Genomic DNA, 26676 nt, shown 5'->3' on the forward strand with positions numbered 1-26676 from the left:
CTTAGCTCTGCTTCGCCGCCTTCAGGGCGCGCGTCATTCTGCTGGAATCGCCCCAGGTGGACAGCCAGATCAGCACGTCCGCGGCCATCGAAATCAGCGACCGTAAAAAGTTCAGCGCCGGGCCGGGCGATTTCAGCTGCTCTTCGGCGTGATGGAGATGGGCGAGCTCTTCCTCGCGGATCGCCAGGATGATGCCGTGCAAGTCGTAGTCGCGATTGGCGAGGAAAAACAGCTGATCGTCCAGATGGCGATGCACCGCCGCTTCAACCGCCGCCGTGCAGGCCCAGATGCCTTGCGGACCGAGCAGGGCGGTGACAAAACCCAGCACCCAGCCACCCCAGCTCCAGAACTGCATCACCCGGCACGGTCGCGACCGCCGCGCCGGCATGGCGGCGCGGAACGCAGCGCAATGCGTGCGCTCGTGTCCAAGCATCTCCGACAAGGATGGCACGCAATCCGGCCATAAGCGCCTGGCGACAAGAATCTGCGCCGAATAGATCCTGATCGCACCAAACTCACCGGCGTGGTTGACCCTGACAATTCTGGCGACGGTGAGCGCGTCCTGGCGAGATGGGTCAGCCATGGCCCGAACCCATATCAGCCCGCCGCCAGGCTCGGACGTTTTGCGATGCCCTCCCACCAGGCCTGGATGTCGGCGAACGCCGCAAGCAGCTTTTGCCCGTCGGCGACCTTGACGAAATAGGCGATGATGGATGCCGCATGCAGGTCGGCCAGCGTCAGATGGTCCCCGAGCAGCCACGGCCCGGGAGGCTTGAGTGCGGTGAGCACCCGCAGCACCGTTTCCGCCTGGCGCAGCCCGTTGGCGACCAGTGCCTCGTCTGGCGCTTCCTTCTCAAGCCGCTCGACGGCGACGTCCCAGACCATCGATCTGTAGGCATAGGCGTCGAGAATGCCGATGAGCTGGTTCATCGTTGCACGGGTGCGGGCGTCTTTTGGCTGCAGTGCCGGGCCGTCGAACGCGTCGTCGACATAGCGGGCGATTGCGCTGGTTTCGAACAGGCGAAACCCGTCGTGCTCGAAGGCCGGAATGCGGCCGAAAGGGTGATGCTCGAAATACCAGGCAGGAGTGCCCTCGGCGGCAAAGACATCGACCGGCACAAGCTCGTAGTCGATGCCTTTTTCCGCCAGCACGAGGCGGACGATGCGCACATAGACGCTGTAGTCCGCCCCGTAGACGACCGGCTTGGCCATGGCTGCCGGCTTACGCCATCGCCTTCTGCAAATTCTCGTCGATCTTGTCGAGGAAGCCGGTGGTCGACAGCCATGGTTGGTCGGGACCGATCAAGAGCGACAGGTCCTTGGTCATGAAGCCGCTCTCAACCGTCTGGATGCAGACCTTCTCCAGCGTGTCGGCAAATCGCTTCAACTCGGCATTATCGTCGAGCTTGGCGCGGTGGGCGAGGCCGCGCGTCCAGGCGAAGATCGAGGCGATCGAATTGGTCGAGGTTTCCTCGCCCTTCTGGTGCTGGCGATAGTGGCGCGTCACGGTGCCGTGCGCGGCCTCCGCTTCCACCGTCTTGCCGTCCGGCGTCATCAGCACGGAGGTCATCAGGCCGAGCGAGCCAAAACCTTGCGCCACCGTGTCGGACTGGACGTCGCCGTCATAATTCTTGCAGGCCCAGACATAGCCGCCAGACCATTTCAGGGCGGAGGCCACCATGTCGTCGATCAGCCGGTGCTCGTACCACAGCTTCTTCGCCTTGAACTCGGCCTCGAATTCAGCCTCGTAGACCTCCTGGAAAATGTCCTTGAAGCGGCCGTCATAGGCTTTGAGGATGGTGTTCTTGGTCGAGAGATAAACCGGATAATTGCGCAGCAGGCCGTAATTCAGCGAGGCGCGGGCGAATTCGCGGATGGAGTCGTCGAGATTGTACATCGCCATGGCAACGCCGGCGCCGGGTGCGTCGTACACGTCATGCTCGATCACCTTGCCGTCCTCGCCGACGAACTTGATGGTCAGCTTGCCCTTGCCGGGGAAGCGGAAGTCGGTGGCGCGATACTGGTCGCCGAAAGCATGACGGCCGACGATGATGGGCTTGGTCCATCCCGGCACCAGACGCGGCACGTTCTTCATGATGATCGGTTCGCGGAAAATGGTGCCGCCGAGAATGTTACGGATGGTGCCGTTCGGCGACTTCCACATCTTCTTCAGCTTGAATTCCTCGACGCGCTGCTCGTCGGGCGTGATCGTCGCGCATTTCACGCCGACGCCCCATTTCTTGATGGCATTGGCCGAATCGATGGTCACCTGGTCGTTGGTGGCGTCGCGGTGCTCGACGCCGAGGTCGTAATATTCGAGCTTCAGGTCGAGATAAGGGTGGATCAGCTTGTCCTTGATGAACTGCCAGATGATGCGGGTCATCTCGTCGCCGTCGAGCTCGACGACCGGGTTCGCCACCTTGATCTTCGCCATGAAAAGAATGCCTCGCTTTTGGGGAACAAAACGGCCTCGCCCGCATGGCTTCGGCCGGGTATGCGGAGCGTATATCAAAGCCTATTTGGCCGCGCAAACCACGATCCGTGCAGAATGGGTCGTCTGTGCCGCGACCGGTGTTTGCAAAAGCTTCATTTTGCCAAGCGGATATGGCAGGGAACGCTGAAATGCCGCAAACAGCAGTTCATTGAGATCATGTCCGCCGTCGATCATCCTGAAAACGCATCCGCCGCCGGGCCGGCGATCATCCTGGTCGAGCCGCAGCTCGGCGAGAATATCGGTATGGTCGCGCGCGCCATGGCCAATTTCGGCCTTGCCGAACTGAGACTGGTCAACCCGCGTGACGGCTGGCCGAGCGAGAAGGCGCGCGCCGCCGCCAGCCGCGCCGACCATGTCATCGATGCCGTAACAGTGTTCGGCGACCTGGCGTCCGCCGTCGCCGACCTCAACTTCGTCTTCGCCACCACGGCGCGGGAGCGCGACGGCTTCAAACCCGTGCGTGGTCCGGTCGAGGCGGGCAGGGCGCTCAGGGCGCGTCAGATGGCCGGCCTGCGCACCGGCATCTTGTTCGGCCGCGAGCGTTTTGGGCTCTACAATGACGAGGTCGGGCTGGCCGACGAGATCGTCACCTTCCCGGTCGTTCCCGGCTTTTCGTCGCTCAACATCGCCCAGGCCGTGCTGTTGATGTCCTATGAATGGATGAAATCCGGCCTGGAGGACGAGACGGCGACCAATTTCTCCAGTCCTGAAATGAAGCCGGCGAGCAAGGAAGAGTTGCACGGCCTGTTTGCCTATCTCGAAGGCGCGCTCGAAGCGCGCGGTTATTTCCGCCCGGCGCCCAAGAAACCCAAGATGGTCGACAATCTGCGCGCCGTCTTGACGCGCGCCGGTTTCGCCGAGCCGGAACTGAAAGTACTGCGTGGCATCATCTCGTCGCTCGACCGGTTTTCGCCGGCCATGCCGCGCGGTGACGGCTCGCCGGGAGACGATCCAAGGCGTTTGCCGGCCGCTGCGCGAAAACGCCAGGCAGACAAAGAAGATTAGAAATCGCTAAGCTTCGAACGGCTGAAGTAACCGAATTTTATTTGCCTCTCATCCATTGTTGTCAAAACGGTGGGGTGGCAAATGTTCACGTCCAAAATCGGCCGTATGCGCTTCTTCTTCTATTCGCTCGGCGTAGCCCTGCTCGAGGCCGTTCTAGCTGTGCTGTGCATCGTTGGCACGGTCGGCTTTGAGGGGCTGGTCAACTCGGCGCCCGGTCCATTGCGGCAAGGGATGGCAGGCGCGGTTCTGGTCGTTTCCCTCCTGGCCGTGGTCATGCGTGCCAACATCGCCTGGCGACGCAGCCGCGACGCCAACGGCAAAGCCTGGATCCTGTGGTCCTACATCGTGTTCTGCGCCATCTACGCCTTTCTGCAGGCAGGCACGCTGCTGGTCATCGATTTCAACAATCCGGAAAGCACGTCCAGCGGTTTGAACCTGCTGGCGCTGTCGATCTTTGGCCTTTGGTGCACGATTCTGGTGGCTAAGCCGGTGGCGGGCATCAATATCGACGAACTGACATCGGTTTTCGATTTCGATGGCGATACGCCCATGCCTGCGGCATCCGGCCGGACGGCCAGCAGCACGACACAGTCTTCCATGCGCAACGCCACACCGGCCACGCGCTCGGTGCCGTCCGCCCAGCCTCTGGGCCGTCCGCGGCCCGCCGGCTTCGGCAAGCGCGGGCTCTAGAGCAACCGAGGCAAGGTCGTCTTCGCCGGCTTTGCATGGAAGTTGCTAACATTCGCCACTTCAAGGCCATGATGGTTGCAGATAGAACGGCATTGGCCAATGACCGCCAAGCCTTCTGATCCAGCCTCTTTCATGGTCCGATATCAATGAGCCACCGTCCGATACTGATGTTCGATTCCGGCGTTGGCGGATTGACCGTGCTGCGCGAAGCGCGCGTGCTGATGCCCGACCGGCGCTTCGTCTACGTCGCCGATGACAAGGCCTTTCCCTACGGCGCGTGGGAAGAGCCGGCGCTGCAGGCCCATATAGTCGAGCTCTTCGCCAAGCTGCTCGACCGTTTTGATCCGGAAATTTCGGTCGTCGCCTGCAATACCGCTTCGACGCTGGTGATCGATGCGTTGCGGGAAAAATTCCCTGGCCATCCCTTTGTCGGCACCGTGCCGGCGATCAAGCCGGCGGCCGAGCGCACCCGGTCCGGGCTGGTCTCGGTGCTGGCGACGCCGGGCACGGTGAAGCGCCAGTACACGCGCGACCTGATCGGCAAATGGGCGCAGAAATGCCATGTCCGGCTGGTCGGCAGCAACAATCTCGCCGGACTGGCCGAGGCCTACATGCGCGAGGGCTTTGTCGACGAGGAGGCCGTGCGTGCCGAGATCGCACCGTGTTTCGTCCAGCATGACGATTTGCGCACGGACATCGTCGTGCTCGCCTGCACGCACTATCCGTTCCTGGCCAATCGCATGCGCAAGACCGCGCCCTGGCCGGTCGACTGGATCGACCCGGCCGAAGCGATTGCGCGGCGTGCTCTGTCGCTGCTTCCGGCTGTCGACGGGCCATTGCCGCAAAGCGAGCCCGACATCGCCGTCTTTACCTCGGGAAAGGCGGACTTCGCCATCAGCCGGCTGATGCAGGGTTTTGGATTGAGCGCGCGCTAGACTAATGCATGTCGCCCAAAAGTGCGCAGCGGTTTTGGGACAACGACATGCATAAAACGAAAAAACTAAAGCGCGTCGCCGACGCGCTTTAGGCAGGCTCGAAGACAATGACGCGCCGATCCGGATCGGGCCGAAACAAGCCTTAGCGTCAGGCCATCGCCCTGCCTGAACCCTGAGGCCTTCACATTAGCAACGACAGGCATGTCCGAGAGCTGAACGCGCACACGCTGATCACCGACGTCGGTGACGACGGCCTTGAATGTTTCACCCATGCGCCCCCTCAGCATCACCGCCTCGGCAAGGTCGATGGCCGCGTGGTTGATCTGCGAGGCGCGGGCGCCTGCGCGGCCCATCACCTTCGGCAGTCTGGAAAACGCCTCGGTAACGGCTTGCGGCACCGGCTGGCCGTTGGCGATGGCCAGCACGCAGCGCACGACGTAGCGATCGGCCAGCCGCCTCAGGGGCGCGGTGGCGTGGGCATAGGTCGCGGCCATCGCCTCGTGCCAGGGGACAACGCCTTCCTCATAGGGTTGGTAGGACGCACCGGAGCCGGCGCGGCGGATTTCCAGCATCAGCGCTGCCTGTTGCCTGTTGGTCGGATCGAGGGTTCGCTGATAGTCGGGCAGGCTGGTCGAAGGAGGCCAGGACAGGCCTAAGGCCCGTGCCGCGCTGCGCAGTCTTTGTACTTTGGAAGCATCGGGCGGCGCCATCACCCGGAACAAGCCGGTCCTGTGTGCCAGCATGGCGTCGGCAATCGCCATGTTGGCGGCCAGCGAAAGTGCTGCGTTGTCTTGCTCGGATTGCAGCAGCGGTCTGAACGCAAGCTGGAACGTGCCATCGGCAAGCTGTTCCACCTCCTGCTCGGGCGGGTCGACGCGCGAAGCGCCGCGACGCTCTTCGGCCGCCGCCATGCGCCGCGCGATTTCGGCGAAGCCGACTGGGACGTCGGCGGCCTGCACGCTGTCATAGGCGAGCTTGGCGCGGCTTTGAATGATTGCCCGCTCCGCGCCATCCAGCCTTACCGCTCCGTCGTCGGCGATCCGGACCGTGAAGATGACAGCCGGACGCGGACCGCTGGGCAGCAAGCTCGCGGCGCCCTCGGCAAGCACCCGGGGATAGAGCCCGGCCTTGCCGTCCGGCAAATACAGGGTTTCGCCCCGCGCCCAGGCTTCGCGATCCACCGCGTCGCCGTCCGCGACGAACCAGGCTACGTCGGCAATCGCATAGTGCAACAGAAGGTCGCTACCGCTCGCTTCGATCGAAAACGCTTGGTCAAGATCGGTGGAAGCCGCGGGATCGAGCGTCACGAAGGGCATCGCGGTGCGGTCGGCATGCTGGTCGGGCACGCGCCTGGCCGCCGTCTGTGCCATGGCCATTACATCAGGGGGAAATGCCTCCGGCACATGGAACTCGGTGCGGATTTTCGCGAGGCCGGTAGCGAGTGCCTGCGAGGGATCGTTCAACGATTTCATGGCGCCGTCCTACACCGGCGTTGCGGGCACGGGAAGGTGGTTTGCCGGCAGTGCCGGCCGACCATGGGCAGGCATGAGCGCGGAACGGAAGTTGACCGCCAGCGCTGGAACCGTCGCCGGAGCGCAACGTTTCTTCCTCTGGCAGCAAAGGAGAAGCCGATATGCCTGCAACCTCAAAAGCACAGCAAAAGGCCGCGGGCGCAGCCCTGTCGGCCAAGCGCGGCGAGACCAGGAAGAGCGAACTTCAAGGCGCGTCGAAGTCGATGTACAATTCGATGAGCGAAAAGCAGCTCGAGGAATTCGCAGAGACCAAGCGCAAAGGCCTGCCGGAGAAGAAATCGGCAGACTGAAACCTTGAACCGAGTCGATAAACAAAGCCCGTGGCCGAAACCACGGGCTTCTTCGGTTCAGGCCAAGCCCGAAACCCCTGACGTCACCAGCAGCGCTTCACCTTGTAGCGGATGACCTTCTTGTGGCCATGCCGCCAGATGACCTTCTTCTTCACCACGACATGGCAGGTCTGACGATGCTTGTGGCCCTGCCAATGCTTGGCCATCGCTGGCTCGGGCACGGCGATCGACATCGTCCCGGCCAGGACGGCCGCACCGACCAACGAGAGGAAAAACTTCTTCATGCGACTTCGGGCTCCTTTGGCTCCAGTCCCTTCCTAAATGCCGTCGGCGCAACAACCTCCCGCCGCATCCGGCACGGCACTCAACGCCAAAGACGTGATATGGTTGCCGGGCCCAGCGCCAGCGACGCGCTTGACTCTGCTCAAATCTCCGTTTAACGAGCGCACCAACACCGGGCCGCAATGCCCGGTTGTTTCTTTTGCATGGCAAGCCCGGGAAAGCAGGTTTATCGTTTCCTGGGTTTTGTCTAGACTGACGTGTCCCGTGGGTTTTCCGCCGCGTTGCGTGGGAAAACCCTGTCAGGCCTCGAAAACGGAGGCCAGAGGAGGGCGCGTTTCCTTCACCCGGACCATGAGGCTCCGGGTGGTTTGTTTTGAAAGGGAATGCGATGAGCAAGCGCGAATCCGCGAAGTACAAGATCGACCGCCGTCTCGGCGAAAACATCTGGGGCCGCCCGAAGTCCCCGGTCAACAAGCGTGAATACGGCCCCGGCCAGCACGGCCAGCGCCGCAAGGGCAAGCTTTCCGATTTCGGCCTGCAGCTGCGCGCCAAGCAGAAGCTGAAGGGTCACTATGGTGATGTCTCCGAAAAGCAGTTCCGCAAAGTCTATGAAGAGGCTGATCGCCGCAAGGGCGACACCTCCGAGAACCTGATCGGCCTGCTCGAGTCGCGTCTCGACGCGGTCGTCTACCGCTCCAAGTTCGTGCCCACCATTTTCGCGGCTCGCCAGTTCGTCAACCACGGCCACGTCAACGTCAACGGCAAGCGCGTCAACATCGGCTCGTACCGTTGCAAGCCGGGCGATGTCGTCGAAGTGCGCGAAAAGTCGAAGCAGCTGGTCATCGTGCTGGAAGCGGTCGGCCTCGCCGAGCGCGACGTGCCGGACTATATCGAAGTCGATCACAACAAGATGGTCGCGACCTTCTCGCGCATCCCCGGCCTGGCCGATGTTCCGTTCGCCGTGCAGATGGAGCCGAACCTGGTCGTCGAATTCTATTCGCGCTAAGCGATCGCTTTTCTGCGATACTGGAAAGGGCCGCCCGTCGAGGCGGCCTTTTCTTTGTCGGCCATGTCCGCTAATCCGGCACTCTCGGCTATGGAAAGCGACAAGCCATGAACATGCTGGCAGACATCGAAACAGTTGAACCGATTGCTGAAGGCGGCTTCCATCCGCTGTTTGCCGAAGTGCCGTCTTCCGTCGAGTTCAACAAACTGCGTAAGCGGCTGTTGCGGTTGACCCGTCAGGCGGTCGAGGATTTCGCCATGGCGAGGCCCGGCGACCGCTGGCTGGTGGCCTTGTCCGGCGGCAAGGATTCCTACGGGCTGCTGGCCGTGCTGCTCGATCTCAAATGGCGCGGGCTGCTGCCGGTCGAGCTGCTGGCCTGCAATCTCGACCAGGGCCAGCCGAATTTTCCGAAGCACATTTTGCCCGACTACCTCGATGCGCATGGCATTGCCCATCGCATCGAGTATCAGGACACCTATTCGGTGGTCACCGACAAGCTGCCTCAGGGCAGCACCTATTGTTCGCTGTGCTCGCGGCTGCGGCGCGGCCATCTCTATCGCATCGCGCGCGAGGAGGGCTGTTCGGCGCTGGTGCTCGGCCACCACCGCGAGGACATTCTCGAAACCTTCTTCATGAATCTGTTCCATGGCGGCCGCCTTGCCGCCATGCCGCCAAAGCTGCTCAACGACGACGGCGACGTCATGGTGCTGCGGCCGCTGAGCTACTGCGCCGAGGTCGATCTGGAAAAATTCGCCGCCGCTATGAAATTCCCGATCATTCCCTGCGATCTCTGCGGCAGCCAGGAAGGCCTGCAGCGCAACGCCATGAAGGCGATGCTGGACGATATGGAAAAGCGCATGCCGGGCCGCAAGGATACGATGCTGCGCGCGCTGTCCAACACCAGGCCGTCGCATCTGCTCGACAGAAAGCTGTTCGACTTTGCCGCCCTCAATGGCAGCCTCAGCACAGGACAAGACATTTCCGATGATATTTGACGACCAAGCGATCGACTGGCTGGCCGAGCTTCTCGCCGATGCAGCCAGGGCCGAAATCATGCCACGCTTTCGCCGGCTGGGCGAGGGCGACATCAGACAGAAGACCTCGGCTGCCGACCTGGTGACCGAGGCCGACATCAACGCCGAGCGGCTGATCACGGCCAGGCTGCGCGAGCGCTATCCCACGGCGATGATCGTCGGCGAGGAAGCCTGTTCCGACAATCCGGCGCTGCTTCAGGGGCTCGGCGATGCCGACCTCGCCTTCGTCGTCGACCCGGTCGACGGCACCTTCAACTTCGCCTCCGGCGTGCCGCTCTTCGGCGTCATGCTGAGCGTCGTCGTCAAGGGCGAAACCGTCGCCGGTATCATCCATGACCCCGTAGGCCGGGACTGGCTGATCGGCGCCAAGGGCGCCGGCAGCCATATCCGCCATGCGCATGGCGCGCTGGAGACGGTGCACGTCGCCGATGCCGTGCCGATCTCGCAGATGACCGGCTCCGTCTCCTGGCAATATCTGGCGGAACCGCAACGCTCGCTCCTGGCGCGCAACCAGACCAAGACCCTGTCGCAGTTCGGCTATCGCTGCGCGGCACATGAATACCGTCTTCTGGCCAGCGGCCATGCCCATTTCGTCGTCTACAACAAACTGATGCCGTGGGACCATCTGGTCGGTGTGCTGATCCACGCCGAGGCCGGCGGCTACACCGCGCGGATCGACGGTAGCGCCTATCTGCCCTCGCATATCGACGGCGGCATTCTTGTCGCCCCGGACAAGGAAAGCTGGCAGGAGTTGCGCAGGGAACTCTGGGCGCAATAGTCGGTCCAACTGCCGGTAGACGCTTTCGTCAAGTATATTGGCTCTGTTATAGTGGTCCAATCTCTCGCGAAGCCGGAGCCGCGAAATGAAACATCGGTCCGCAATTGTCGCAACGGCACTTGCACTTGCCCTGGTCGCCTGCGCCACTGAGGCACGATCGCAGGAGCGCGCGTGTCGTAGCCCCGATCCCATCGACACCATCGACGAAATGTTCGACGCGATCTTTGCCTGTTGGCAGCCGCCGCCTGGAAGTGCTGGCCTGACCCTGACGCTGAGTTTTTCAATTCGCAAAAACGGCACGCTGATGGGCAAGCCGCGCGCCACTTTCTCCCATATGGGAGATGATGCCTCGCTCAACCGGGTCTTTGTGTCATCCGTGCTCGAAGCGCTCGACAAGGCTCTGCCGATGCCGCTGTCGGACAGCATGGGTGGCGCCATCGCAGGGCGCCCGCTGTTCCCTCGTTTCACGGCAGTGATTGGCGGCGCATCCTGAAACGCGTCGCATAAAGGTGGATGCGGTTTTGAGACCAACAATCTCAAGGCGCGTCGCTCAATGCAGGTCGGTGACGTGCCCTGAAATGGGTGGGTTGTGCGGCTGGAACATCTTGCCGCGCTCGGCGATCAGGATCATCAGCAGGGCCGCGACCGAGACGCTGCAGAAGCCGGCGGCAAGCGGCGTCACCGTGCCGTTGAAGGCCTGGCCGATCAGCGTGCCGAGGATGCCGCCGAGAAAAGTCTGCATGAAGCCCAGGATGGACGACGCGGTGCCCGCCAGTTGGCCGAGCGGTTCCATCGCGAGCGCGTTGAAATTGGCGCCGAGCGCGCCGAACGGGAGCATCGCACTGGCGAAGAAGGTGATGAACAGCCAGAGTGGCATCTTCATTTGAAGCGAAACGGTGAGCCAGGCAAGGCTGATCACCAGGAACAACAGCAGTGCGCTCTGCGACAGGCGGCGCATGCCGATGCGGCCGACCAGGCGCGAGTTGAGGTAGTTCGAAAAAGCGAGAACGCCGGCGACACCCGCGAAGATGACAGGAAACAATTCGCCGACATGAAAAATGTCGACATAGATCTGCTGTGCGGAGGCGATGAAGCCGAACATGGCGGCGAAAATGAAGGTGCTGGCAAAGGCGTAGCAAAGCGCCATGCGGTTGGTGAGCACGATGCGGAAACCACCGACGACGGATGAGACTGTCAGCGGCCGGCGGTACTCCGGATGCAGCGTCTCCGGCAGCCGCAGCAGCGACCACGCCGACACGATCAGCGCTCCGACGGCCATGGTGACGAAGATCCAGTGCCATGTTGCGAACAGCATGATGAACTGGCCGATCCCAGGCGCGATCACCGGGATGGCCATGAACACCATGAAGATCAGAGACATCACCTCGGCCATGCGCCGACCGTCGAACGTGTCGCGCACGATCGAGACGGCGATGACGCGGGTCGCCGCCGCACCGATGCCTTGCACCAGCCGGCACAGCAGCAGGACGGCGAATGACGGGGCGATGGCGGCAGCTGCCGCCGCCACGACATAGATCGCCAGCCCGGCAACGAGTGGCGCGCGGCGCCCGAACCGGTCCGAGATCGGTCCGAAGAAAAGCTGTCCGCCACCGAAGCCCAATATATAGGCGGTGATCACATACTGGCGGTGGTTTTCATTCTCAACGCCAAGCGTGGCGCCGATTTGCTGCAGTGCCGGCAGCATGATGTCGATGGCCAGCGAGTTCAACGCCATCAGTGCCGCGCAAAGCGCGATGAATTCCCAGCGCGGAATAGGCAATTTGCGTGCCTGTTGCGGCGCTTTTGCTGGCTGGTCCACGGCGGGTCCGATCTTCAAAACGAATATGCGCCGGCATGCCGGCGCATAAGTTCGTCCTCACTCCGATAGGGGGAGGTAACATTTTGCCGGGGCGGGGCTGCCCCGTCTCAACTCAGAATCAGGCTGTCGCTTTGACGCTGACGCCCTTGTCGACGAGCAACGTCTGCAGCTCGCCCGCCTGGAACATTTCGCGGATGATGTCGCAGCCGCCGACGAATTCGCCCTTGACGTAAAGCTGCGGGATCGTCGGCCAGTTCGAATATTCCTTGATGCCTTGGCGCAGTTCGGCCGAGGTCAGCACGTCGACGCCCTTGTAGTCGGCGCCGATGTAATCGAGGATCTGGACGACCTGGCCGGAAAAGCCGCACTGCGGAAAACCGGGCGTGCCCTTCATGAAAAGGACGACGTCGTTGCCCTTCACTTCGCTGTCGATGTAGTCGTTGATGCCGCTCATGAGATATCCTTTCACGCCTGTGGGAGTCAGGCTCGAAGCATAGCCATCAAATAAACCCATAGATGGGCCGAAACAAGATGTTTGCGCCGCCGTCGCGGAAATGGCGCAAAGGATCGCCTGTCTTGGGCCAAGCATCCCTGCCGATTGCAGCCTCCGGGACATGATGAAAAGACGATATGGCGCCGCCCTTCCGATCGCCATCCTGCTGGCCGCGATTGCCGTTGTCTGGTGGCCGAGACGCCCGGAGCCGCCGCCGCTGGTCATTGGCGGTGACCTGCCCGCGCCTTGCCGGAATGTCGCCTTCGAGGCGGTGACCTATGTCGTCTGCACGGTCGACCTGCGGACCTACAACCTCGCTGTCTTTCACGTCGGTGCCGACGGCAAGCCCTTCGGCTCGCTGGAGGCCTTCGGCAAGGCGGTTGCGGGCGAGGGGAGGCCGGTGCTGCTCGCCATGAATGGCGGCATGTATCACGAGGATTTGTCGCCGGTCGGCCTGCTGGTCGAGAACGGCAGCGAAAAGTCGCCGCTCAACCTTGCCGATAGCGAAGGTAATTTCTTCCTGAAGCCGAACGGCGTCTTTCTGGTCGGCAAGGACGGCAAGGCGGCTGTCATGGAAAGCAACGCCTATGCCGCCGCCAAACCCGATGTCGCCTTCGCCACGCAGTCGGGCCCGATGCTGGTGATCGATGGCCAGATTCATCCACGCTTCGAGCCGAACGGAACCTCGCGCTACGTCCGCAACGGCGTCGGCGTGCGCGATGAAAACACCGTTTTGCTGGCGATCTCGCGGTCTGAGGTAAGTTTCGGCAGCTTTGCGCGGCTGTTTCGCGACGCGCTACAATGCCGCAACGCGCTGTTCCTCGACGGCGCGGTCTCCGCGCTATCGGATGGCGACAGGATGATTGTCGGCGGAAGATATCCGGCAGGGCCGATCATTGCCCTGTTGGCAAGCCAGCCGCCGACGCGCTAGGCCAGCCTGGCGTCAGTCCGGCACACTGGTCTGCAACGCCAGCGCGTGCAGCACGCCGCCCATATTGCCCTTCAGCGCATCATAGACCATCTGGTGCTGCTGGACGCGGCTCTTTCCGCGGAAGCTTTCGGCCACCACTTCGGCTGCATAGTGATCGCCGTCACCGGCGAGGTCGCGGATCGTCACCTTGGCGTCCGGAATCCCGTCCTTGATCAGTTTTTCGATGTCGTGGGCATCCATTGCCATGGCATAATCCTGTTCTGGGCGGCTAGGCACGAAGTGACTCGGACGGCAGCCTAAAGCCTTTCTGGTCCGGGTTGAAGCCGCTCTGTCGGCGACGCAGTGTCTAAGGGCCATCCTGCGGCGGGTGCACCACACCATCTTCGGTGATATCGTCGCGGGTCGAGAACCCCCGGCCAAGGCTGAACACCAGGACATAGAGCGGGATGTTGAGCGCTAGGTTGATGATCGGGAGATAGCTGGTCATCTGCCACAAGGGCGAAAAGAATGGTTGGCCATAGCCGTCGCAGATCAGCGATGACCCGTATTCCCACAGCGCGCCGGTAATGACCGCAATGGCAAAGAGCTTGATGCAGGTGGCGACATGCCTTGCGCGCGCCGGGTTCGGCAAAAGGCGGCTCCACAGCACCAGGCAGATGATGGGGATCGCATAGATCAGACTTTGCAAGGCCAGCATCTGCAGTGTGCCATTGGCCGCCTCAATGAACTGGTCACGCCTTTCCAGCAGCGGACAGACCTCGCTCGAGGTCGTCGACAGCAGGAAAAAGACGAACGGCCCGAGGAACCAGAAGAAGAACAGCGACGGCCAGAAGACGACTGCGATCAGCGTCCGGGCTGCCAGGCTGGTCAAATGGACTTGTCCATGAAGTTCGGGAACCAGCCTTCGTGGGCGGCGGTCAATTCGCTGACCGGGATCGCCCTGGCATCGCCGAGCTTCAGTTCGTTTCCACCGGTCGAGCCGATCCATGGCGCAAAGATGCCGAGCTTGCTCTGTTCCTCGCGGATGGCGTCCCATTCCTTGCTCTGCGGATTGACGGACAGCGTCAGCAGGTAGCGGCCCTGGTCTTCGCCGAACCAGACCGGGATCGGGTCGGTGCCGGCGAGCCCCGGAATGGTGGCGCCGATGCCGGACGCCATCGCCATTTCGGCCAAGGCTATCGCCAAGCCGCCATCGGAAAGGTCATGCGCCGCGGTCACGACGCCCGACGCGATCAGCGCGCGCACGTGGTCGCCGACGCGCTTTTCGTGCGCGAGGTCGACGGATGGCGGCGGCCCGTCGGTACGGCCATGGATGTCCCTGAAATAGGCGGACTGGCCGAGATGGCTGCCCCAGCTTGCGGGTGCGCCGACCAGCAGGATCATCTGGCCCTCGGCGGCAAAGCCGATACGGGTCATCTTCGACCAGTCGGCAATCAGCCCGACGCCGCCGATGGTCGGCGTCGGCAGGATGCCTTGGCCATTGGTTTCGTTGTAGAGCGAGACATTGCCCGACACGATCGGGAAGCCGAGCGCGCGGCAGGCATCGCCAATGCCTTTCACCGCGCCGACCAGCTGGCCCATGATCTCAGGCCGTTCCGGATTGCCGAAATTGAGGTTGTCGGTGGCCGCCAGCGGCAGCGCGCCGGTGGCGGTGAGGTTGCGCCAGCATTCGGCCACCGCCTGCTTGCCGCCTTCATACGGGTCGGCCTCGCAATAGCGCGGCGTCACGTCGGAGGAGAAGGCGAGCGCCTTGGTCGGATGGCCTTCGACGCGCACCACGCCTGCGTCGCCGCCCGGAAGCTGCAGCGAATTGCCCTGGATCAGCGTGTCGTACTGCTCCCACACCCAGCGGCGCGACGACAGGTCCGGCCCGCCGAGCAGTTTCAACAGCGCGTCGGCGACATCGGCCTTCGGCGCATCGCCGGCGGCAAGCGCCGCAGGTTTCTTCGGCTCGACCCAGGGGCGGTCATATTCCGGCGCCTTGTCGCCAAGGTCCTTGATCGGCAGGTTGGCGACCTCGTCACCCTGGTGAATGACGCGGAAGCGCAGATCGTCGGTGGTCTTGCCGACAATGGCGAAGTCGAGGCCCCATTTGTGGAAGATCGCCTCGGCTTCCTTTTCCTTCTCGGGGCGCAGCACCATCAGCATGCGCTCCTGGCTCTCCGACAGCATCATCTCATAGGCGCTCATGCGCTCTTCGCGCACCGGCACCTGGTCGAGGTGAAGCTCGATGCCGAGGTCGCCCTTGGCGCCCATCTCGACCGCCGAACAGGTGAGGCCGGCCGCCCCCATGTCCTGGATGGCGATAACGGCGCCAGACGCCATCAGCTCAAGACAGGCTTCGAGCAGGCATTTTTCGGTGAAGGGATCGCCGACCTGCACGGTCGGGCGCTTCTCGTCGATCTTGTCGTCGAACTCGGCCGAGGCCATCGTGGCGCCGCCGACGCCGTCGCGGCCGGTCTTGGCGCCGAGATAGACGACGGGCAGGCCGACGCCCTTGGCTTCCGACAGGAAGATCGCATCGGTCTTGGCGAGGCCCGCGGCAAAGGCGTTGACCAGGATGTTGCCGTTGTAGCGGGCGTCGAAATTGACCTCGCCGCCGACCGTCGGCACGCCGAACGCATTGCCGTAGCCGCCGACGCCGGAAACCACGCCGCTGACCAGGTGCCTGGTCTTGGGATGGTCCGGTGCGCCGAAGCGCAAAGCGTTCATCGCCGCAATCGGCCGCGCGCCCATGGTGAAGACATCGCGCAATATGCCGCCGACGCCGGTCGCCGCACCCTGGTAGGGCTCGATGTAGGAGGGATGGTTGTGGCTCTCCATCTTGAAGACGACGCAGTCGCCATCGCCGATATCGACCACACCGGCATTCTCGCCCGGACCCTGGATGACCTGAGGCCCGGTGGTCGGTAGCGTGCGCAGCCATTTCTTCGAGGATTTGTAGGAGCAGTGCTCATTCCACATCGCCGAGAAGATGCCGAGTTCGGTAAAGCTCGGTTCGCGCCCGACCAGGTCGAGGATGCGCTGGTATTCGTCGGGCTTCAGCCCATGCGCGGCGATGAGTTCCGGGGTGATCGGCACGGAATTGGAAATGGTCATGGGCGGCGATTGATGTCCATGGGAGAGGGGAATTTGAGTCCCCTCATATCGCAAGCTTTGGCGTGATACACCCCATTGGATGACGAAAAACGCCGGAAAACCACAGGGCGACGATGGTAGCGGGGAGCCGTTGGGGAACGCTATGGCATCCCGGCCGTTAGGCCTCAAACCAATCAGGAGATTTCGACATGGCCACCAAGCAAGGCAAGAAAGACAATCGCCTCTCCGACAAGGAGGCCATGCATATTGCCGAGACCACCGACGTGTCGCCCAAGCAGGCCAAGGACCTGGCCGAGAAGCACGGCAAGGACAAGGGCGCAAAGGAAGCCAAAAACTTCAAGGCAGAGGGCTGAACCTGAGATCGGTACACAGGCGCACGGTTTAGCGCCAACGATTCAGGACGAACTGTCGTAGCCGGCGCGGCCTTCCTCCAGCAGCCGCCGGATCACCGCGACGCCGCCGGTGATGTCCTCGCGCCGCCTTGGCTGCGAGACGCCGAAACGCACGCCGTGAAAAACCTGCTCGGAACGCCCCGCCTTGAACTCGTCCTCGTCGTCGAGGAGCACGCCATTTTCGAGGCATGCGCTCCTGAACGTGCCGGACAGCCAGGGATCGGGCAGCGTCAGCCAGACGAAGGGCACGCTGCCGTGTGACTTGAAGGCGAAACCCGCCAGTGTCTCGCGCACGATGGCGATGCGGGCGGCAATTTCGGCAATGCTGCGTTTGCGGATATCGCCAGCCTGCCCTGACAGCACCAGCCGCGCATTCACCTCCGCCAGCAGGAACGGCATCCCGCCGGTCATCATCTTGTGGGCGACGCGGATGCGATGGCGATAGGCGGGCGGGCAGGAGAGCCAGCCGCCGCGAACACCTGCCGCGACCGATTTCGACAGACCGCCGGCGACAATGGTGCGCTCGGGTGCATATTCGGCGATGAGCGGCGTCGGATCTTCGGTCAGGCCGCCATAGAGATCGTCCTCGATGACGATGACATTGTACGCGCGCGCGACACGAGCGATCGCCTCGCGGCGCGAACCCGACAGGATCGCCAGCGTCGGGTTCTGCACCGTCGGCATCAGGAAGATCATCTTCGGGTGCTTTTGCGCGCAGACGCGTTCGAAATCCTCGGGATCGAGGCCTTCTTCGTCCGATGCCACCAGTGCTATGCGCCGCCCGATCAGCCCGGCGCTGCGGGCGATCTGCGAATAGGTGAGGTGCTCGAAGGCGACATAGTCGCCCGGTGTGGTCAGTGCCGCAATCGCCGCCATCACCGCGGCATGTGTGCCAAGCGTGGGAACGATGGTGTCGGCCGCCGGACGGAACGAATTGCGCGACAGCCAGCGGGCGCCGGCCTCGAACCAGCGCTCCGGAAAATCCCTGGTGTAGCTCGAAATCTCGTGCGGGTGATCCTGCACCGTGCGCGAGAGCATGTCAGCGACAATGGCGCCCTGGCCGATGTCGGGCGCGGCAGTGCTGTCGAAACGCAGCTTGCCGGGCGGCGCATCGACATAGCGCGTGCCTTGCACGGCAGGCTCGGCGAATTCGGGTGACGGTTCCGATTGCTGCGCCAGCACATAGGTCCCGCGTCCGACTTCGCCGCTCACCAGCCCGCGTTCGCGCAGCAGCTGATAGGCTCGGCCGATCGTGCCGACCGTCGTGCCGATATCATAGGCGAGATCGCGCTGCGGCGGCAATTTTGCCCCGGCATCGATGACGCCCTTGTCGATGTCCGACTCGATGCTGTCGGCAAGGCGCTGGTAAAGCGGGCCGGAACCGATGGTGAGGTCAGGGAGCCAATTTGTCATGGTGACAATTCTGTATATTGCACCAGATCGGGTGTCAATGCATATCAGAACCGTACTAAGATGGGTACAATTTGCAAGGTTGGCAGAAAGACAATGGATACAATCGAGACAATCCGCTGCGCGGGCATTGAATTGGTCGGGCCGCGCCCGTCCAGCCGGCGAGGCTTTGTCGGCCGGATCGTGCATGTAGTCAGATCGCTGGCGCGATGGATCGACGTGCTGATCGAGCGCCGTCGCGGCCGCCTGGCTTTGCTCGAAATGACCGACGAGCAGCTCAGGGACATCGGTGTGTCGCGTGACGACGCTCACCGCGAAGGCATCAGGCGAATCTGGGACTAACTTGTAGTCTGGTCAGCGGCGTGTGCCCGGAGCCCTGAGGCGTGAGACGCCCTTATCGGCAAGCACGGCGAGGATGCACAGCACCAGGAAAACACCGGTGACGGCCAGCGCCGCAAGGGCGACGTTGGCCGCGCCGTTTTTCGCAACGTCGAGGAACGGGTAGGGCACTTCGCCTGCGATCGGTGCGCGCGCCAGCGCATAGGCGAGATAGGCGATCGGATAGGCCATCCACCACGAAATGTCGCTCCAGCGTGTCCTGCCGTCAGCGCCTGCAACAAGCCACCACAGCACGAACAGCACCGGCGTCACATAGTGCAGCAGCACGTCACAGAGCAGGAACAGCCCCTGCGGCTGCCAGAGCTGCGCCAGAACTGTCGCGTAGACGATGAAGACCAGGGCGATGGAAGCCGCCACGCCCGCCCGCATCCGCGGCCCGGCAAAGGCCGGCAGCCAGGCGTAGCCCGAAGGCGACAGCAGCGAGACATGGACCAGCACTGCACCGATGTTGGTCAGGATGGTGAAGAAGCTGAACAGAAAGACGATGGAGCCGAGAAAACTGCGGCCGGCTTCCATCGATGCCGGGATGGTGATGCACGCTTGCAGGACAAGCCCGGCCAGACCGATGATCAATCCCGCAAACTGCAGGAAGCGGCCCATGGCGTCAGGCGGCCGCGTTGCAGGAGGGGTTGCCCGTTTGCCAGCGCGCAATGTCGGATCCGATGCGCGCGCCGAGCGGATCGTCCATCAGCGGACCGAACACGTCGACGCGGCTGGAATTGCCTTGCGCCTGGACGACCAGCAGCGGCTTGCCGCCATAATGCTTGGCCGGCACCAGCAGGAAGCGGGGCGTGCCGCTGAACGAATTCAGCTCATTGGCCATCTGATAGGATTTGAAGGCGGGATCCTTGCTGGCGATCCAGCATTTGTGGGCCGATATCGCTACCTGTTCCATGGCCAGCAGCGAAGCGCTCTTGCCCGTGGGGACCGGCGCGCTCTTCGGGCTGGACTGGCAGGACGCCAACGCCAAGCCGGCAGCAGCCAGGGGACCTAGGCGAACAATCGTCAGTCTCATGGTCAACCGCCCCCGCGTTTTGAAAGGAATTCGAAGAGATATCAGGCGGCGATGCCGAGTGCGCCTTCGAACAGCGCCCGGCCGTCACTGCCGCCATGCGCGGCCTCGATCAGGTTTTCCGGATGCGGCATCAGGCCGAGCACATTGCCCTTCTCGCTGATGATGCCGGCAATGTCGTTGATCGAGCCATTGGGATTGGTGCCTTCGGCATAGCGGAACACAACCTGTCCTTCGCCCTCGAGGCGCGCAAGCGTGTCGGCATCGGCGAAATAATTGCCGTCATGATGCGCAACCGGCGTGCGGATGATTTGGCCCGGCTGATAGCGGCGGGTGAACATGGTGTTGGCGTTGGCGATCTGCAGCTTCACCTCACGGCAAACGAATTTCAGCGAAGCATTGCGCATCAGCGCGCCGGGCAGCAGGCCGGCCTCGACCAGAATCTGGAACCCGTTGCAGACGCCAATGACCATGACGCCCTTGGCGGCCTTTTCAGCGACTGCCCGCATCACCGGCATCCGCGCGGCAATGGCGCCGCAGCGCAGATAATCGCCGAAGGAGAAGCCGCCGGGAATGGCGATCAGGTCGACATCGGGGATTTCAGTGTCGGTCTGCCAGACGGTCGCCGGCGCCTGCCCGGAAATCTTGGTCAGCGCCGCAATCATGTCGCGGTCGCGGTTGAGGCCGGGGAGAAGAACGACAGCTGATTTCATATCAAGCGATCTCCACCGCGTAATTCTCGATCACCGTATTCGCCAGCAGCTTGTCGCACATGGCTTTCAGATCGGCTTCAGCCTTGGCCTTGTCGGTCTCCGAGAGCTCGAGGTCGAAGACCTTGCCCTGCCGCACCTGGCCGACGCCGCCGAACCCCAGTCCGGACAGAGCGTGCTCTATGGCTTTTCCCTGCGGGTCGAGCACGCCGTTCTTGAGGGTGACGGTGATGCGGGCCTTGATCATGCTGGACAGGTTCCTGTTCGAAGACTTAGCAATTCCAGGAAAAGTGTGAAGCGGTTTTCCGTCCGGAATTGCGTCAAGAAATGAAGACTTAATGCGGCTTGCCTTTGAGGCCATCGGTCGAGGCGACGAGCACCGGGCCGGTCGGGCGCGGCGGCTCGTTCTCGTTCATGATGCCGAGGCGGCGGGCAACTTCCTGATAGGCTTCGACGAGGCCGCCCATATCGCGGCGGAAACGGTCCTTGTCGAGCTTGTCCTGCGTTGCCACGTCCCACAGCCGGCACGAATCCGGCGAGATCTCGTCGGCAACGACGATGCGCATCATGTCGCCCTCGAACAGGCGGCCGCATTCGATCTTGAAATCCACGAGCTGGATGCCGACACCCATGAACAGGCCGGAGAGGAAGTCGTTGACGCGGATGGCCAGCGCCATGACGTCGTCGATCTCCTGCGGGCTTGCCCAGCCGAAAGCGGTGATGTGCTCTTCCGACACCATCGGATCGTCGAGCGCATCGGCCTTATAATAGAATTCGATGATCGAGCGCGGCAGAACGGTGCCTTCCTCGATGCCGAGGCGCTTGGACAGCGAGCCGGCGGCGATATTGCGCACCACCACTTCGAGCGGAATGATCTCGACTTCCTTGATCAGCTGCTCGCGCATGTTGAGCCGGCGGATGAAGTGGGTCGGAATGCCCATGCGGTTCAGATGGTTGAAGATGTACTCGGAAATGCGGTTGTTGAGCACACCCTTGCCGTCGATGACCTCATGTTTCTTCTTGTTGAATGCGGTCGCATCATCCTTGAAGAACTGGATAAGTGTGCCCGGTTCCGGTCCCTCATAGAGGATCTTGGCCTTGCCTTCATAAATGCGGCGGCGATTTTTCATCTGATTTTTCTCTGGATTTGCGGGCAGGCGGCAAGCGACCAGTTCCTGTCCGTCTGCCTAAATTGGTGCGGCGACGGGTGGGGTTCAATGCCGGGTCTATCCCAATCACAGCGTTTGCTCAATCGGCAAATCCTTTCCATCGACCGCTTTCAGGAATGAAATGCCGCAGCGCAGCAAGTGATGTAGCATATTGACCGGCCCGCGCCCTTTTGGTTTGTGCTGCGGCAACACACATATCCATCGCCAACGCGAATCGATTTCATCGGAGGGAAGCCATGAGCAGCATGAAAGACCGCGAAGAGGGTTTTGAGCGCAAATTCGCCTTCGACGAAGAACTTCGCTTCAAGGCTTCCGCACGCCGCAACAAGGCGCTCGGTCTGTGGGCCGCCGAAAAGCTGGGCAAATCCGGCACTGACGCCGACGCCTATGCCAAGGAAGTTGTGGTTTCCGATATCGAGGAAGCCGGCGATCACGACGTATTCCGCAAGATCCGCAAGGATTTCGACGCCGCCGGCGTCGACCAGTCGGATCACCAGATCCGCCGCACCATGGACGAACTGATGGCGCAGGCGATCGAGCAGATCAAGAACACCTGATCGGACCGAAACAGGTTCCGCAAAAGCGTTCTGCGTTTGTGACAGAACCTGCGACAAACCTGGAATGACTGGACCAATCGACCGCACGGCTCAGCCGGGCGGTTTTTCTTTGCCCTTTCAGCCTTTTCCGGCTGAAACTGTGCGTAGGCCTGTTACAAGGCTCTACCCAACGAGGAAAGCACCCATGTCCCTGAAGTCACGCCTGGCGGCGGATGAAACGCTGTTCACCGCCTGGTCCGGCGTTCCGGACGCTTTGACGGTCGAAATCATCGCCAAGCAGGGTTTTGACGCCGTCACCCTCGATATGCAGCATGGCGGACACCACGAAGACTCGGTCTTGCGCGGCCTGGTGCCGGTGCTGGCCGCCAACAAGCCGGCGCTGGTGCGCATTCCGGTCGGCCGCTTCGACATGGCCAGCCGCGCCCTCGATTTCGGTGCCGAGGCGGTGATTGCACCGATGGTGAATTCGGTGGCCGATGCAAAACTCTTTGCCGCGGCGATGAAATATCCGCCGATGGGCGAGCGCTCCTGGGGCCCGACCTATGCTTTTCCGCGCCATGGCAAAGGCGACCACGCCGAATGGCTGCGCGACACCAATCAACGCACCATGGCCTTTGCCATGGTCGAAACGCGCGCCGCACTCGATGCGCTGGACGGCATCCTCGACACGCCGGGCATTGACGGCATCTTCCTCGGCCCATCGGATTTCTCCATCGCCTGGTCGAATGGCGCCACCGTCAATTCGACGCTGGAAAGCATGATGGAAACCGTCGCCTCCATCGCCGAGCGGACGCGCAAGGCGGGCAAGCATGCGGCGATCTACGTCGTTGAGCCGGCGATTGCCGGCCGCGTCGTGGCGATGGGCTACCGGCTGCTGGCGATGGGCTCGGACCATGCGCTGATTTCGCTCGGCGCAAAGATACTCATCAAAAGCATGAACGATTCGATAAAGGGCTGAGGCGTGGTGCCTTGCCCGGTCAGGCCTTGAGGTCGGTCAGGAACTTGGCGAAGGTCATCGACCCTTCCGGCCACGGGCCGAAGCCGGCATCCTCATTGAGGTGACCGGTTTCGCCGGCATCGATGAACAGCGAACCCCAGGCAGCGGCAATGTCCTCGGCAACCTCGAAGGCGCAGAACGGATCGTTGCGGCTGGCGATGACGATGGACGGGAAGGGCAGCGGTTCGCGCGCATAGGGACCAAAGGTCATCAGGTGACGCGGCCTTATCTCCGGGTTGGCGACGTCGGGCGGCGCGACAAAAAACGCGCCGGCGACCGGCTTCCTGAACTGCGGAATGGCCTGCACCGCGGCCGCCACACCGAGCGAATGGGCAACGATCACCACCGGCCGCTCGGCCTCGTTGACAGCGTTCGCCACGCTCGTCGTCCAGTCCTCGCGCACCGGCTTCGACCACTCCGCCTGTTCGACCCGACGCGCTGTCGACAGTTTCGACTGCCAGCGTGTCTGCCAGTGTTCAGGGCCGGAATTGGTGTAGCCCGGCACGATCAGAATATCTGCGTCTTTGACTTTCATGGCGCTGAGATAGCGAGCGGCCGTGTCTCGTGCAACCCGCGCTGACGCATGCGGTGCATCACAATTGTGAACAACCTGTTCGATTCTTTCCATCTTGTGTGAACGATCAGGATCGACGATTTGAGGCAGGAAGAGATGGACGACAGAATAGACTGGTGGCGCGGCCTGGGATAATGCGCTGAACGGAGAGTTTTATGAGCGAACTGCCTTTTGCCGCGACGACCCCCGTCAGCGTGTCACGCGTGGGCCTGAAGGCGCGCGACGCCGAAGGACTTGCCGATTACTACCGGGCTGTTGTCGGCCTGCAGGAATTGAGCCGCGCCGATGGCGCCATCACGCTGGGCGCTGCCGAGCGCCCGCTGCTGGTGATCGAGCCTGATGCAGCGGCCAAGCCCGACGATCCGCGCAGCGCCGGCCTGTTCCACACCGCTTTCCTGCTGCCCAGCCGCGCCGATCTCGGCCGCTGGATAAACCACGCCGCCGCCAACAAGATCCGCATCGAGGGCGCCTCCGACCATCTGGTCAGCGAGGCTCTCTACCTGACCGACCCCGAAGGCAACGGCATTGAAATCTATAGGGACCGTCTGCCGCAGGAGTGGAAGTGGAACGGCGACAAGATCGCCATGGCGACCGAGCGGCTGAACCTGGCTGCCGTGGTTGGCAGCGTGCCGGCCGGTGACGCCGGCTGGCAGGGCGCGCCGCAAAACAGCATTGTCGGCCATGTCCATCTGCGCGTCGGCCGGCCGGAAGATGCCGAGGCCTGGTGGCACGACGAATTTGGCTTCGACACGGTCGCTAAGTATGGAGGGCAGGCGGTGTTCCTGTCGTCGGGAGGCTACCACCATCATATCGGTGGCAATTCGTGGCACAGCGCCGGCGCCGGGCGCCGCGATCCGTCCCGCTCAGGGCTGGCCTGGGTCGAGATGCGCTCGGACAGGACAACCGCTGAAACCACGCGGGAAGATCCGTGGGGCACGGTGATCCGCACCGTGCCGGGCGCCGCCGGCTGAGCGCCCGCTCGGTTCTTACAAGGAATTGGCGGCGTAGCCCGTCAGCAGCCCATGCGCCCAGCTGTCGAAGCCGGTCGCCGTGGAGCGGCCGGATGCCTCGGTCCAGTCATAATTGACCACGTGATGGCTGAAAAACCATTGTCCGTCCTTGCGCGTAGCGAGGGCGTAGCGGGCATGCGGACTGCCGGTCACGGTCAGGCCGGGGAATGCCTGGACGCCGACGCTGCCCGGATTGAGGATTGTCCGGTTGTCCGACAAACGCACAACGCGCGGCGTATGTGTATGGCCGCACAAGGTCAGCCCGGCGCCGGCGCTGCCCAGCTTGTGCCTGATCTGCTTTTCATTGGACGGGTGGAAGTGGCTGCCTCCGTCTTCCTCGAGCAGGAACACGTCGTCGTCACTGGGGCTGCCATGGCACAGCAGGATGTCCGGGGCAGGCGACAGGGTGACCGGCAAGGCCGAGAGCCAGGTCAGGGATGTCTCAGAGAGGCGTTGGTGGGTGAAAGCATCGACGTCTTCCAACCCGGAAGCAGGCGGCTCGATCAGCACACGGTCGTGATTGCCGCGCACGGTCGGCCAGTTCTGCGCCATCAGATATTGCGCGGTTTCTTCAGGCCATAGCGGCCCGGAAAGACAATCGCCCAGATTGACGATGATGTCGGGAGAAGCGTCTTTGATCTGCGCATGAACCGCCTCAAGCGCGCGCAGATTCCCATGGATGTCGGAAAGGACGGCCAGCCGCATCGAAAAACCTATCCGAAAACCCGCTTGAAGATCGTGTCGACATGCTTGGTGTGATAGCCCAGGTCGAATTTCTCGCGGATCTCGGCTTCGGGCAGCGCTGCGGTGACTTCCTTGTCACCCAACAATTCTTCAAGGAAATCAGCGCCTTGTTCCCATACCTTCATGGCGTTGCGCTGCACCAGGCGGTAGGCGTCCTCGCGGCTGACGCCGGCTTGCGTCAGCGCCAAAAGCACGCGCTGCGAATGCACAAGGCCACGGAACTTGTTCATGTTCTTCAGCATATTGTCGGGATAGACCAGCAATTTGTCGATGACGCCGGTCAACCGCGACAGCGCGAAATCGAGTGTTACCGTGGCGTCCGGGCCGATCATGCGCTCGACCGAGGAATGCGAAATGTCGCGCTCGTGCCAGAGCGCCACATTCTCCATTGCCGGCAAGGCCATGGACCGCACCATGCGGGCAAGGCCGGTGAGGTTTTCAGTCAGCACCGGGTTGCGCTTGTGCGGCATTGCCGACGAGCCCTTCTGGCCCGGCGAAAAATACTCTTCCGCTTCCAGCACCTCAGTGCGCTGCAGATGGCGGATCTCGGTCGCCAGCCGCTCGACCGACGAGGCGATGACCCCGAGCGTGGCAAAGAACATGGCGTGGCGGTCGCGCGGGATGACCTGCGTCGACACCGGTTCCGGCTTCAGCCCAAGCTTTTTCGCCACATGCTCTTCGACATAAGGGTCGATGTTGGCGAAGGTGCCGATCGCGCCCGAGATAGCGCAGGTGGCAATATCCTCTCGCGCGTGCACCAGCCGCTCGCGGCAGCGTGAGAACTCGGCATAGGCCTGCGCCAGCTTGACGCCGAACGTGGTCGGCTCGGCATGAATGCCGTGGCTGCGGCCGATGGTGACGGTGTCCTTGTGCTCGAAGGCCCGGCGCTTCAGCGCGGCGAGCAGGCCGTCGAGGTCGGCCAGCAGGATATCGCTGGCGCGGCCGAGCTGCACCGCAAGGCAGGTGTCGAGAACATCCGATGAGGTCATGCCCTGGTGGATGAAACGCGCATCCGGCCCGACGAATTCGGCGAGATGGGTGAGGAAGGCGATGACGTCGTGCTTGGTGACGGCCTCGATCTCGTCGATCTTGCCGACGTCGAATTGGGCGGCGCCGCCTTTTTCCCAGATGGTTTTGGCGGCTTCCCTGGGAATGACGCCGAGCTCGGCCAGCGCATCGCAGGCATGGGCCTCGATCTCGAACCAGATGCGGAAGCGGGTTTCCGGCGACCAGATGGCGACCATTTCCGGCCGGGAATAGCGAGGGATCATCCGTCAGTCCTGATGTGTCCGTGGTTAAGTGCGCGTCCTAACA

General features: G+C 62.6%; 34 protein-coding genes. 14 read left to right on the forward strand and 20 right to left on the reverse strand.

Annotated elements, in window-relative coordinates:
• Position 1 precedes the first annotated feature (1 nt).
• From X751_RS138560 to X751_RS138550, 3 genes are read right to left on the reverse strand one after another with little or no spacing between them, the layout of a single operon-like run.
• The gene (locus X751_RS138560; protein WP_023745969.1) at positions 2-583 is read right to left on the reverse strand and encodes a demethoxyubiquinone hydroxylase family protein; all 582 of its coding nucleotides are present in this window, start codon (positions 581-583) and stop codon (positions 2-4) included.
• A gap of 14 nt (positions 584-597) precedes the next feature.
• Positions 598-1212 carry a glutathione S-transferase family protein gene (locus X751_RS138555; RefSeq protein ID WP_023745970.1) on the reverse strand — a complete coding sequence of 205 codons (615 nt, stop codon included), beginning with the start codon at positions 1210-1212 and terminating at the stop codon, positions 598-600.
• A gap of 10 nt (positions 1213-1222) precedes the next feature.
• A complete protein-coding gene (locus tag X751_RS138550; protein WP_023669114.1) occupies positions 1223-2434 on the reverse strand; it encodes an NADP-dependent isocitrate dehydrogenase in 1212 nt (403 codons plus the stop codon).
• A gap of 216 nt (positions 2435-2650) precedes the next feature.
• On the opposite strand from X751_RS138550, the gene X751_RS138545 reads away from it, so the two are divergent.
• The 3 genes from X751_RS138545 to murI all read left to right on the forward strand — a co-directional run bounded on the left by X751_RS138545 (position 2651) and on the right by murI (position 5124).
• Positions 2651-3499, forward strand: coding sequence for an RNA methyltransferase (locus X751_RS138545; RefSeq protein ID WP_023669113.1), 849 nt, complete (start codon positions 2651-2653; stop codon positions 3497-3499).
• 105 nt (positions 3500-3604) lie between these two features.
• Positions 3605-4189: a hypothetical protein gene (locus X751_RS138540; RefSeq protein WP_156929814.1), complete on the forward strand. Its 585-nt coding sequence runs from the start codon at positions 3605-3607 to the stop codon at positions 4187-4189.
• 146 nt (positions 4190-4335) lie between these two features.
• Positions 4336-5124: a glutamate racemase gene (gene murI, locus X751_RS138535; protein ID WP_023684874.1), complete on the forward strand. Its 789-nt coding sequence runs from the start codon at positions 4336-4338 to the stop codon at positions 5122-5124.
• A 65-nt stretch (positions 5125-5189) separates the two neighbouring features.
• Here the strand turns inward: murI and X751_RS03665 are convergent, their stop codons facing one another.
• On the reverse strand, positions 5190-6596 hold the full coding sequence (locus X751_RS03665) for an RNB domain-containing ribonuclease (protein WP_023745971.1): 1407 nt from the start codon (positions 6594-6596) through the stop codon (positions 5190-5192).
• A 161-nt stretch (positions 6597-6757) separates the two neighbouring features.
• On the opposite strand from X751_RS03665, the gene X751_RS138530 reads away from it, so the two are divergent.
• Positions 6758-6946 carry a DUF3008 family protein gene (locus X751_RS138530; RefSeq protein WP_023684876.1) on the forward strand — a complete coding sequence of 63 codons (189 nt, stop codon included), beginning with the start codon at positions 6758-6760 and terminating at the stop codon, positions 6944-6946.
• 83 nt (positions 6947-7029) lie between these two features.
• On the opposite strand, the gene X751_RS138525 is transcribed toward X751_RS138530, so the two are convergent.
• A complete protein-coding gene (locus X751_RS138525; protein ID WP_023690200.1) occupies positions 7030-7230 on the reverse strand; it encodes a hypothetical protein in 201 nt (66 codons plus the stop codon).
• Positions 7231-7616: 386 nt separating this feature from the next.
• Between X751_RS138525 and rpsD the strand changes: the two genes are divergently transcribed.
• The 4 genes from rpsD (at position 7617) to X751_RS138505 (ending at position 10539) form a co-directional block, all read left to right on the forward strand.
• Positions 7617-8234, forward strand: coding sequence for a 30S ribosomal protein S4 (rpsD, locus tag X751_RS138520; protein ID WP_023669107.1), 618 nt, complete (start codon positions 7617-7619; stop codon positions 8232-8234).
• Between the two features lie 107 nt (positions 8235-8341).
• Positions 8342-9229, forward strand: a complete 888-nt coding sequence (ttcA, locus tag X751_RS138515; RefSeq protein WP_023706452.1) for a tRNA 2-thiocytidine(32) synthetase TtcA — start codon at positions 8342-8344, stop codon at positions 9227-9229.
• A complete protein-coding gene (locus tag X751_RS138510; protein WP_023684879.1) occupies positions 9219-10046 on the forward strand; it encodes an inositol monophosphatase family protein in 828 nt (275 codons plus the stop codon). The genes ttcA and X751_RS138510 overlap by 11 nt, the downstream gene beginning before the upstream one ends.
• A gap of 208 nt (positions 10047-10254) precedes the next feature.
• Entirely contained in the window at positions 10255-10539 is a 285-nt protein-coding gene (locus tag X751_RS138505; RefSeq protein ID WP_245260654.1) for a hypothetical protein, read from the forward strand.
• Positions 10540-10596: 57 nt separating this feature from the next.
• On the opposite strand, the gene X751_RS138500 is transcribed toward X751_RS138505, so the two are convergent.
• Together X751_RS138500 and grxD are read right to left on the reverse strand one after the other, a co-directional pair.
• Positions 10597-11865: a multidrug effflux MFS transporter gene (locus X751_RS138500; RefSeq protein ID WP_023684881.1), complete on the reverse strand. Its 1269-nt coding sequence runs from the start codon at positions 11863-11865 to the stop codon at positions 10597-10599.
• A gap of 118 nt (positions 11866-11983) precedes the next feature.
• The gene (grxD, locus tag X751_RS138495) at positions 11984-12319 is read right to left on the reverse strand and encodes a Grx4 family monothiol glutaredoxin (protein WP_023669102.1); all 336 of its coding nucleotides are present in this window, start codon (positions 12317-12319) and stop codon (positions 11984-11986) included.
• A 160-nt stretch (positions 12320-12479) separates the two neighbouring features.
• Here grxD and X751_RS138490 point away from each other — a divergent pair, with 160 nt between their 5' ends.
• Positions 12480-13289 carry a phosphodiester glycosidase family protein gene (locus X751_RS138490; RefSeq protein WP_023745972.1) on the forward strand — a complete coding sequence of 270 codons (810 nt, stop codon included), beginning with the start codon at positions 12480-12482 and terminating at the stop codon, positions 13287-13289.
• Between the two features lie 12 nt (positions 13290-13301).
• Here the strand turns inward: X751_RS138490 and X751_RS138485 are convergent, their stop codons facing one another.
• The 3 genes from X751_RS138485 to purL form a co-directional block, all read right to left on the reverse strand.
• A complete protein-coding gene (locus X751_RS138485; protein ID WP_010909092.1) occupies positions 13302-13535 on the reverse strand; it encodes a BolA family transcriptional regulator in 234 nt (77 codons plus the stop codon).
• Between the two features lie 100 nt (positions 13536-13635).
• The gene (locus X751_RS138480; protein WP_023745973.1) at positions 13636-14160 is read right to left on the reverse strand and encodes a hypothetical protein; all 525 of its coding nucleotides are present in this window, start codon (positions 14158-14160) and stop codon (positions 13636-13638) included.
• Positions 14157-16388, reverse strand: a complete 2232-nt coding sequence (purL, locus tag X751_RS138475) for a phosphoribosylformylglycinamidine synthase subunit PurL (RefSeq protein ID WP_023745974.1) — start codon at positions 16386-16388, stop codon at positions 14157-14159. Before purL ends, X751_RS138480 begins: the two co-directional genes overlap by 4 nt.
• Positions 16389-16576: 188 nt before the next feature.
• On the opposite strand from purL, the gene X751_RS1000000167605 reads away from it, so the two are divergent.
• Complete coding sequence (locus X751_RS1000000167605; RefSeq protein ID WP_023669098.1) at positions 16577-16741, forward strand: hypothetical protein; 165 nt, start codon at positions 16577-16579, stop codon at positions 16739-16741.
• Positions 16742-16783: 42 nt separating this feature from the next.
• On the opposite strand, the gene X751_RS138470 is transcribed toward X751_RS1000000167605, so the two are convergent.
• On the reverse strand, positions 16784-18193 hold the full coding sequence (locus tag X751_RS138470; protein ID WP_023745975.1) for a PLP-dependent aminotransferase family protein: 1410 nt from the start codon (positions 18191-18193) through the stop codon (positions 16784-16786).
• A 93-nt stretch (positions 18194-18286) separates the two neighbouring features.
• On the opposite strand from X751_RS138470, the gene X751_RS138465 reads away from it, so the two are divergent.
• Positions 18287-18532 carry a DUF1127 domain-containing protein gene (locus X751_RS138465; protein ID WP_023739389.1) on the forward strand — a complete coding sequence of 82 codons (246 nt, stop codon included), beginning with the start codon at positions 18287-18289 and terminating at the stop codon, positions 18530-18532.
• A gap of 12 nt (positions 18533-18544) precedes the next feature.
• Here X751_RS138465 and X751_RS138460 read toward each other — a convergent pair whose 3' ends face one another.
• The 6 genes from X751_RS138460 to X751_RS1000000168510 form a co-directional block, all read right to left on the reverse strand.
• Positions 18545-19189: a Pr6Pr family membrane protein gene (locus tag X751_RS138460; protein ID WP_023684887.1), complete on the reverse strand. Its 645-nt coding sequence runs from the start codon at positions 19187-19189 to the stop codon at positions 18545-18547.
• A gap of 4 nt (positions 19190-19193) precedes the next feature.
• Positions 19194-19604 (reverse strand): hypothetical protein, encoded by a 411-nt coding sequence (locus X751_RS138455; protein WP_023669094.1) that lies wholly within the window; start codon positions 19602-19604, stop codon positions 19194-19196.
• Positions 19605-19645: 41 nt separating this feature from the next.
• Entirely contained in the window at positions 19646-20314 is a 669-nt protein-coding gene (gene purQ / locus X751_RS138450; RefSeq protein WP_023684888.1) for a phosphoribosylformylglycinamidine synthase subunit PurQ, read from the reverse strand.
• 1 nt (position 20315) lies between these two features.
• Positions 20316-20558 (reverse strand): phosphoribosylformylglycinamidine synthase subunit PurS, encoded by a 243-nt coding sequence (purS, locus tag X751_RS138445; RefSeq protein ID WP_023669092.1) that lies wholly within the window; start codon positions 20556-20558, stop codon positions 20316-20318.
• A gap of 88 nt (positions 20559-20646) precedes the next feature.
• Positions 20647-21441 (reverse strand): phosphoribosylaminoimidazolesuccinocarboxamide synthase, encoded by a 795-nt coding sequence (purC, locus tag X751_RS138440; RefSeq protein WP_023745976.1) that lies wholly within the window; start codon positions 21439-21441, stop codon positions 20647-20649.
• Between the two features lie 105 nt (positions 21442-21546).
• Positions 21547-21669, reverse strand: coding sequence for a hypothetical protein (locus X751_RS1000000168510; protein ID WP_280790911.1), 123 nt, complete (start codon positions 21667-21669; stop codon positions 21547-21549).
• A gap of 47 nt (positions 21670-21716) precedes the next feature.
• Between X751_RS1000000168510 and X751_RS138435 the strand changes: the two genes are divergently transcribed.
• Both X751_RS138435 and X751_RS138430 read left to right on the forward strand, forming a co-directional pair.
• On the forward strand, positions 21717-22037 hold the full coding sequence (locus X751_RS138435) for a DUF1476 domain-containing protein (RefSeq protein WP_023669091.1): 321 nt from the start codon (positions 21717-21719) through the stop codon (positions 22035-22037).
• 184 nt (positions 22038-22221) lie between these two features.
• Positions 22222-22995 (forward strand): HpcH/HpaI aldolase/citrate lyase family protein, encoded by a 774-nt coding sequence (locus X751_RS138430; protein ID WP_023669090.1) that lies wholly within the window; start codon positions 22222-22224, stop codon positions 22993-22995.
• Between the two features lie 19 nt (positions 22996-23014).
• Here X751_RS138430 and X751_RS138425 read toward each other — a convergent pair whose 3' ends face one another.
• Positions 23015-23569 carry an alpha/beta hydrolase gene (locus X751_RS138425; protein ID WP_023690188.1) on the reverse strand — a complete coding sequence of 185 codons (555 nt, stop codon included), beginning with the start codon at positions 23567-23569 and terminating at the stop codon, positions 23015-23017.
• Positions 23570-23763: 194 nt separating this feature from the next.
• Between X751_RS138425 and X751_RS138420 the strand changes: the two genes are divergently transcribed.
• The gene (locus X751_RS138420) at positions 23764-24579 is read left to right on the forward strand and encodes a VOC family protein (RefSeq protein ID WP_023726920.1); all 816 of its coding nucleotides are present in this window, start codon (positions 23764-23766) and stop codon (positions 24577-24579) included.
• A 15-nt stretch (positions 24580-24594) separates the two neighbouring features.
• Here X751_RS138420 and X751_RS138415 read toward each other — a convergent pair whose 3' ends face one another.
• Entirely contained in the window at positions 24595-25323 is a 729-nt protein-coding gene (locus X751_RS138415) for a metallophosphoesterase family protein (RefSeq protein WP_023745977.1), read from the reverse strand.
• Between the two features lie 8 nt (positions 25324-25331).
• Positions 25332-26633 (reverse strand): adenylosuccinate lyase, encoded by a 1302-nt coding sequence (purB, locus tag X751_RS138410; RefSeq protein WP_023745978.1) that lies wholly within the window; start codon positions 26631-26633, stop codon positions 25332-25334.
• Between the last annotated feature and the right edge of the window lie 43 nt (positions 26634-26676).

Source organism: Mesorhizobium sp. LNJC394B00, from assembly GCF_000502555.1.
Taxonomy (GTDB): domain Bacteria; phylum Pseudomonadota; class Alphaproteobacteria; order Rhizobiales; family Rhizobiaceae; genus Mesorhizobium.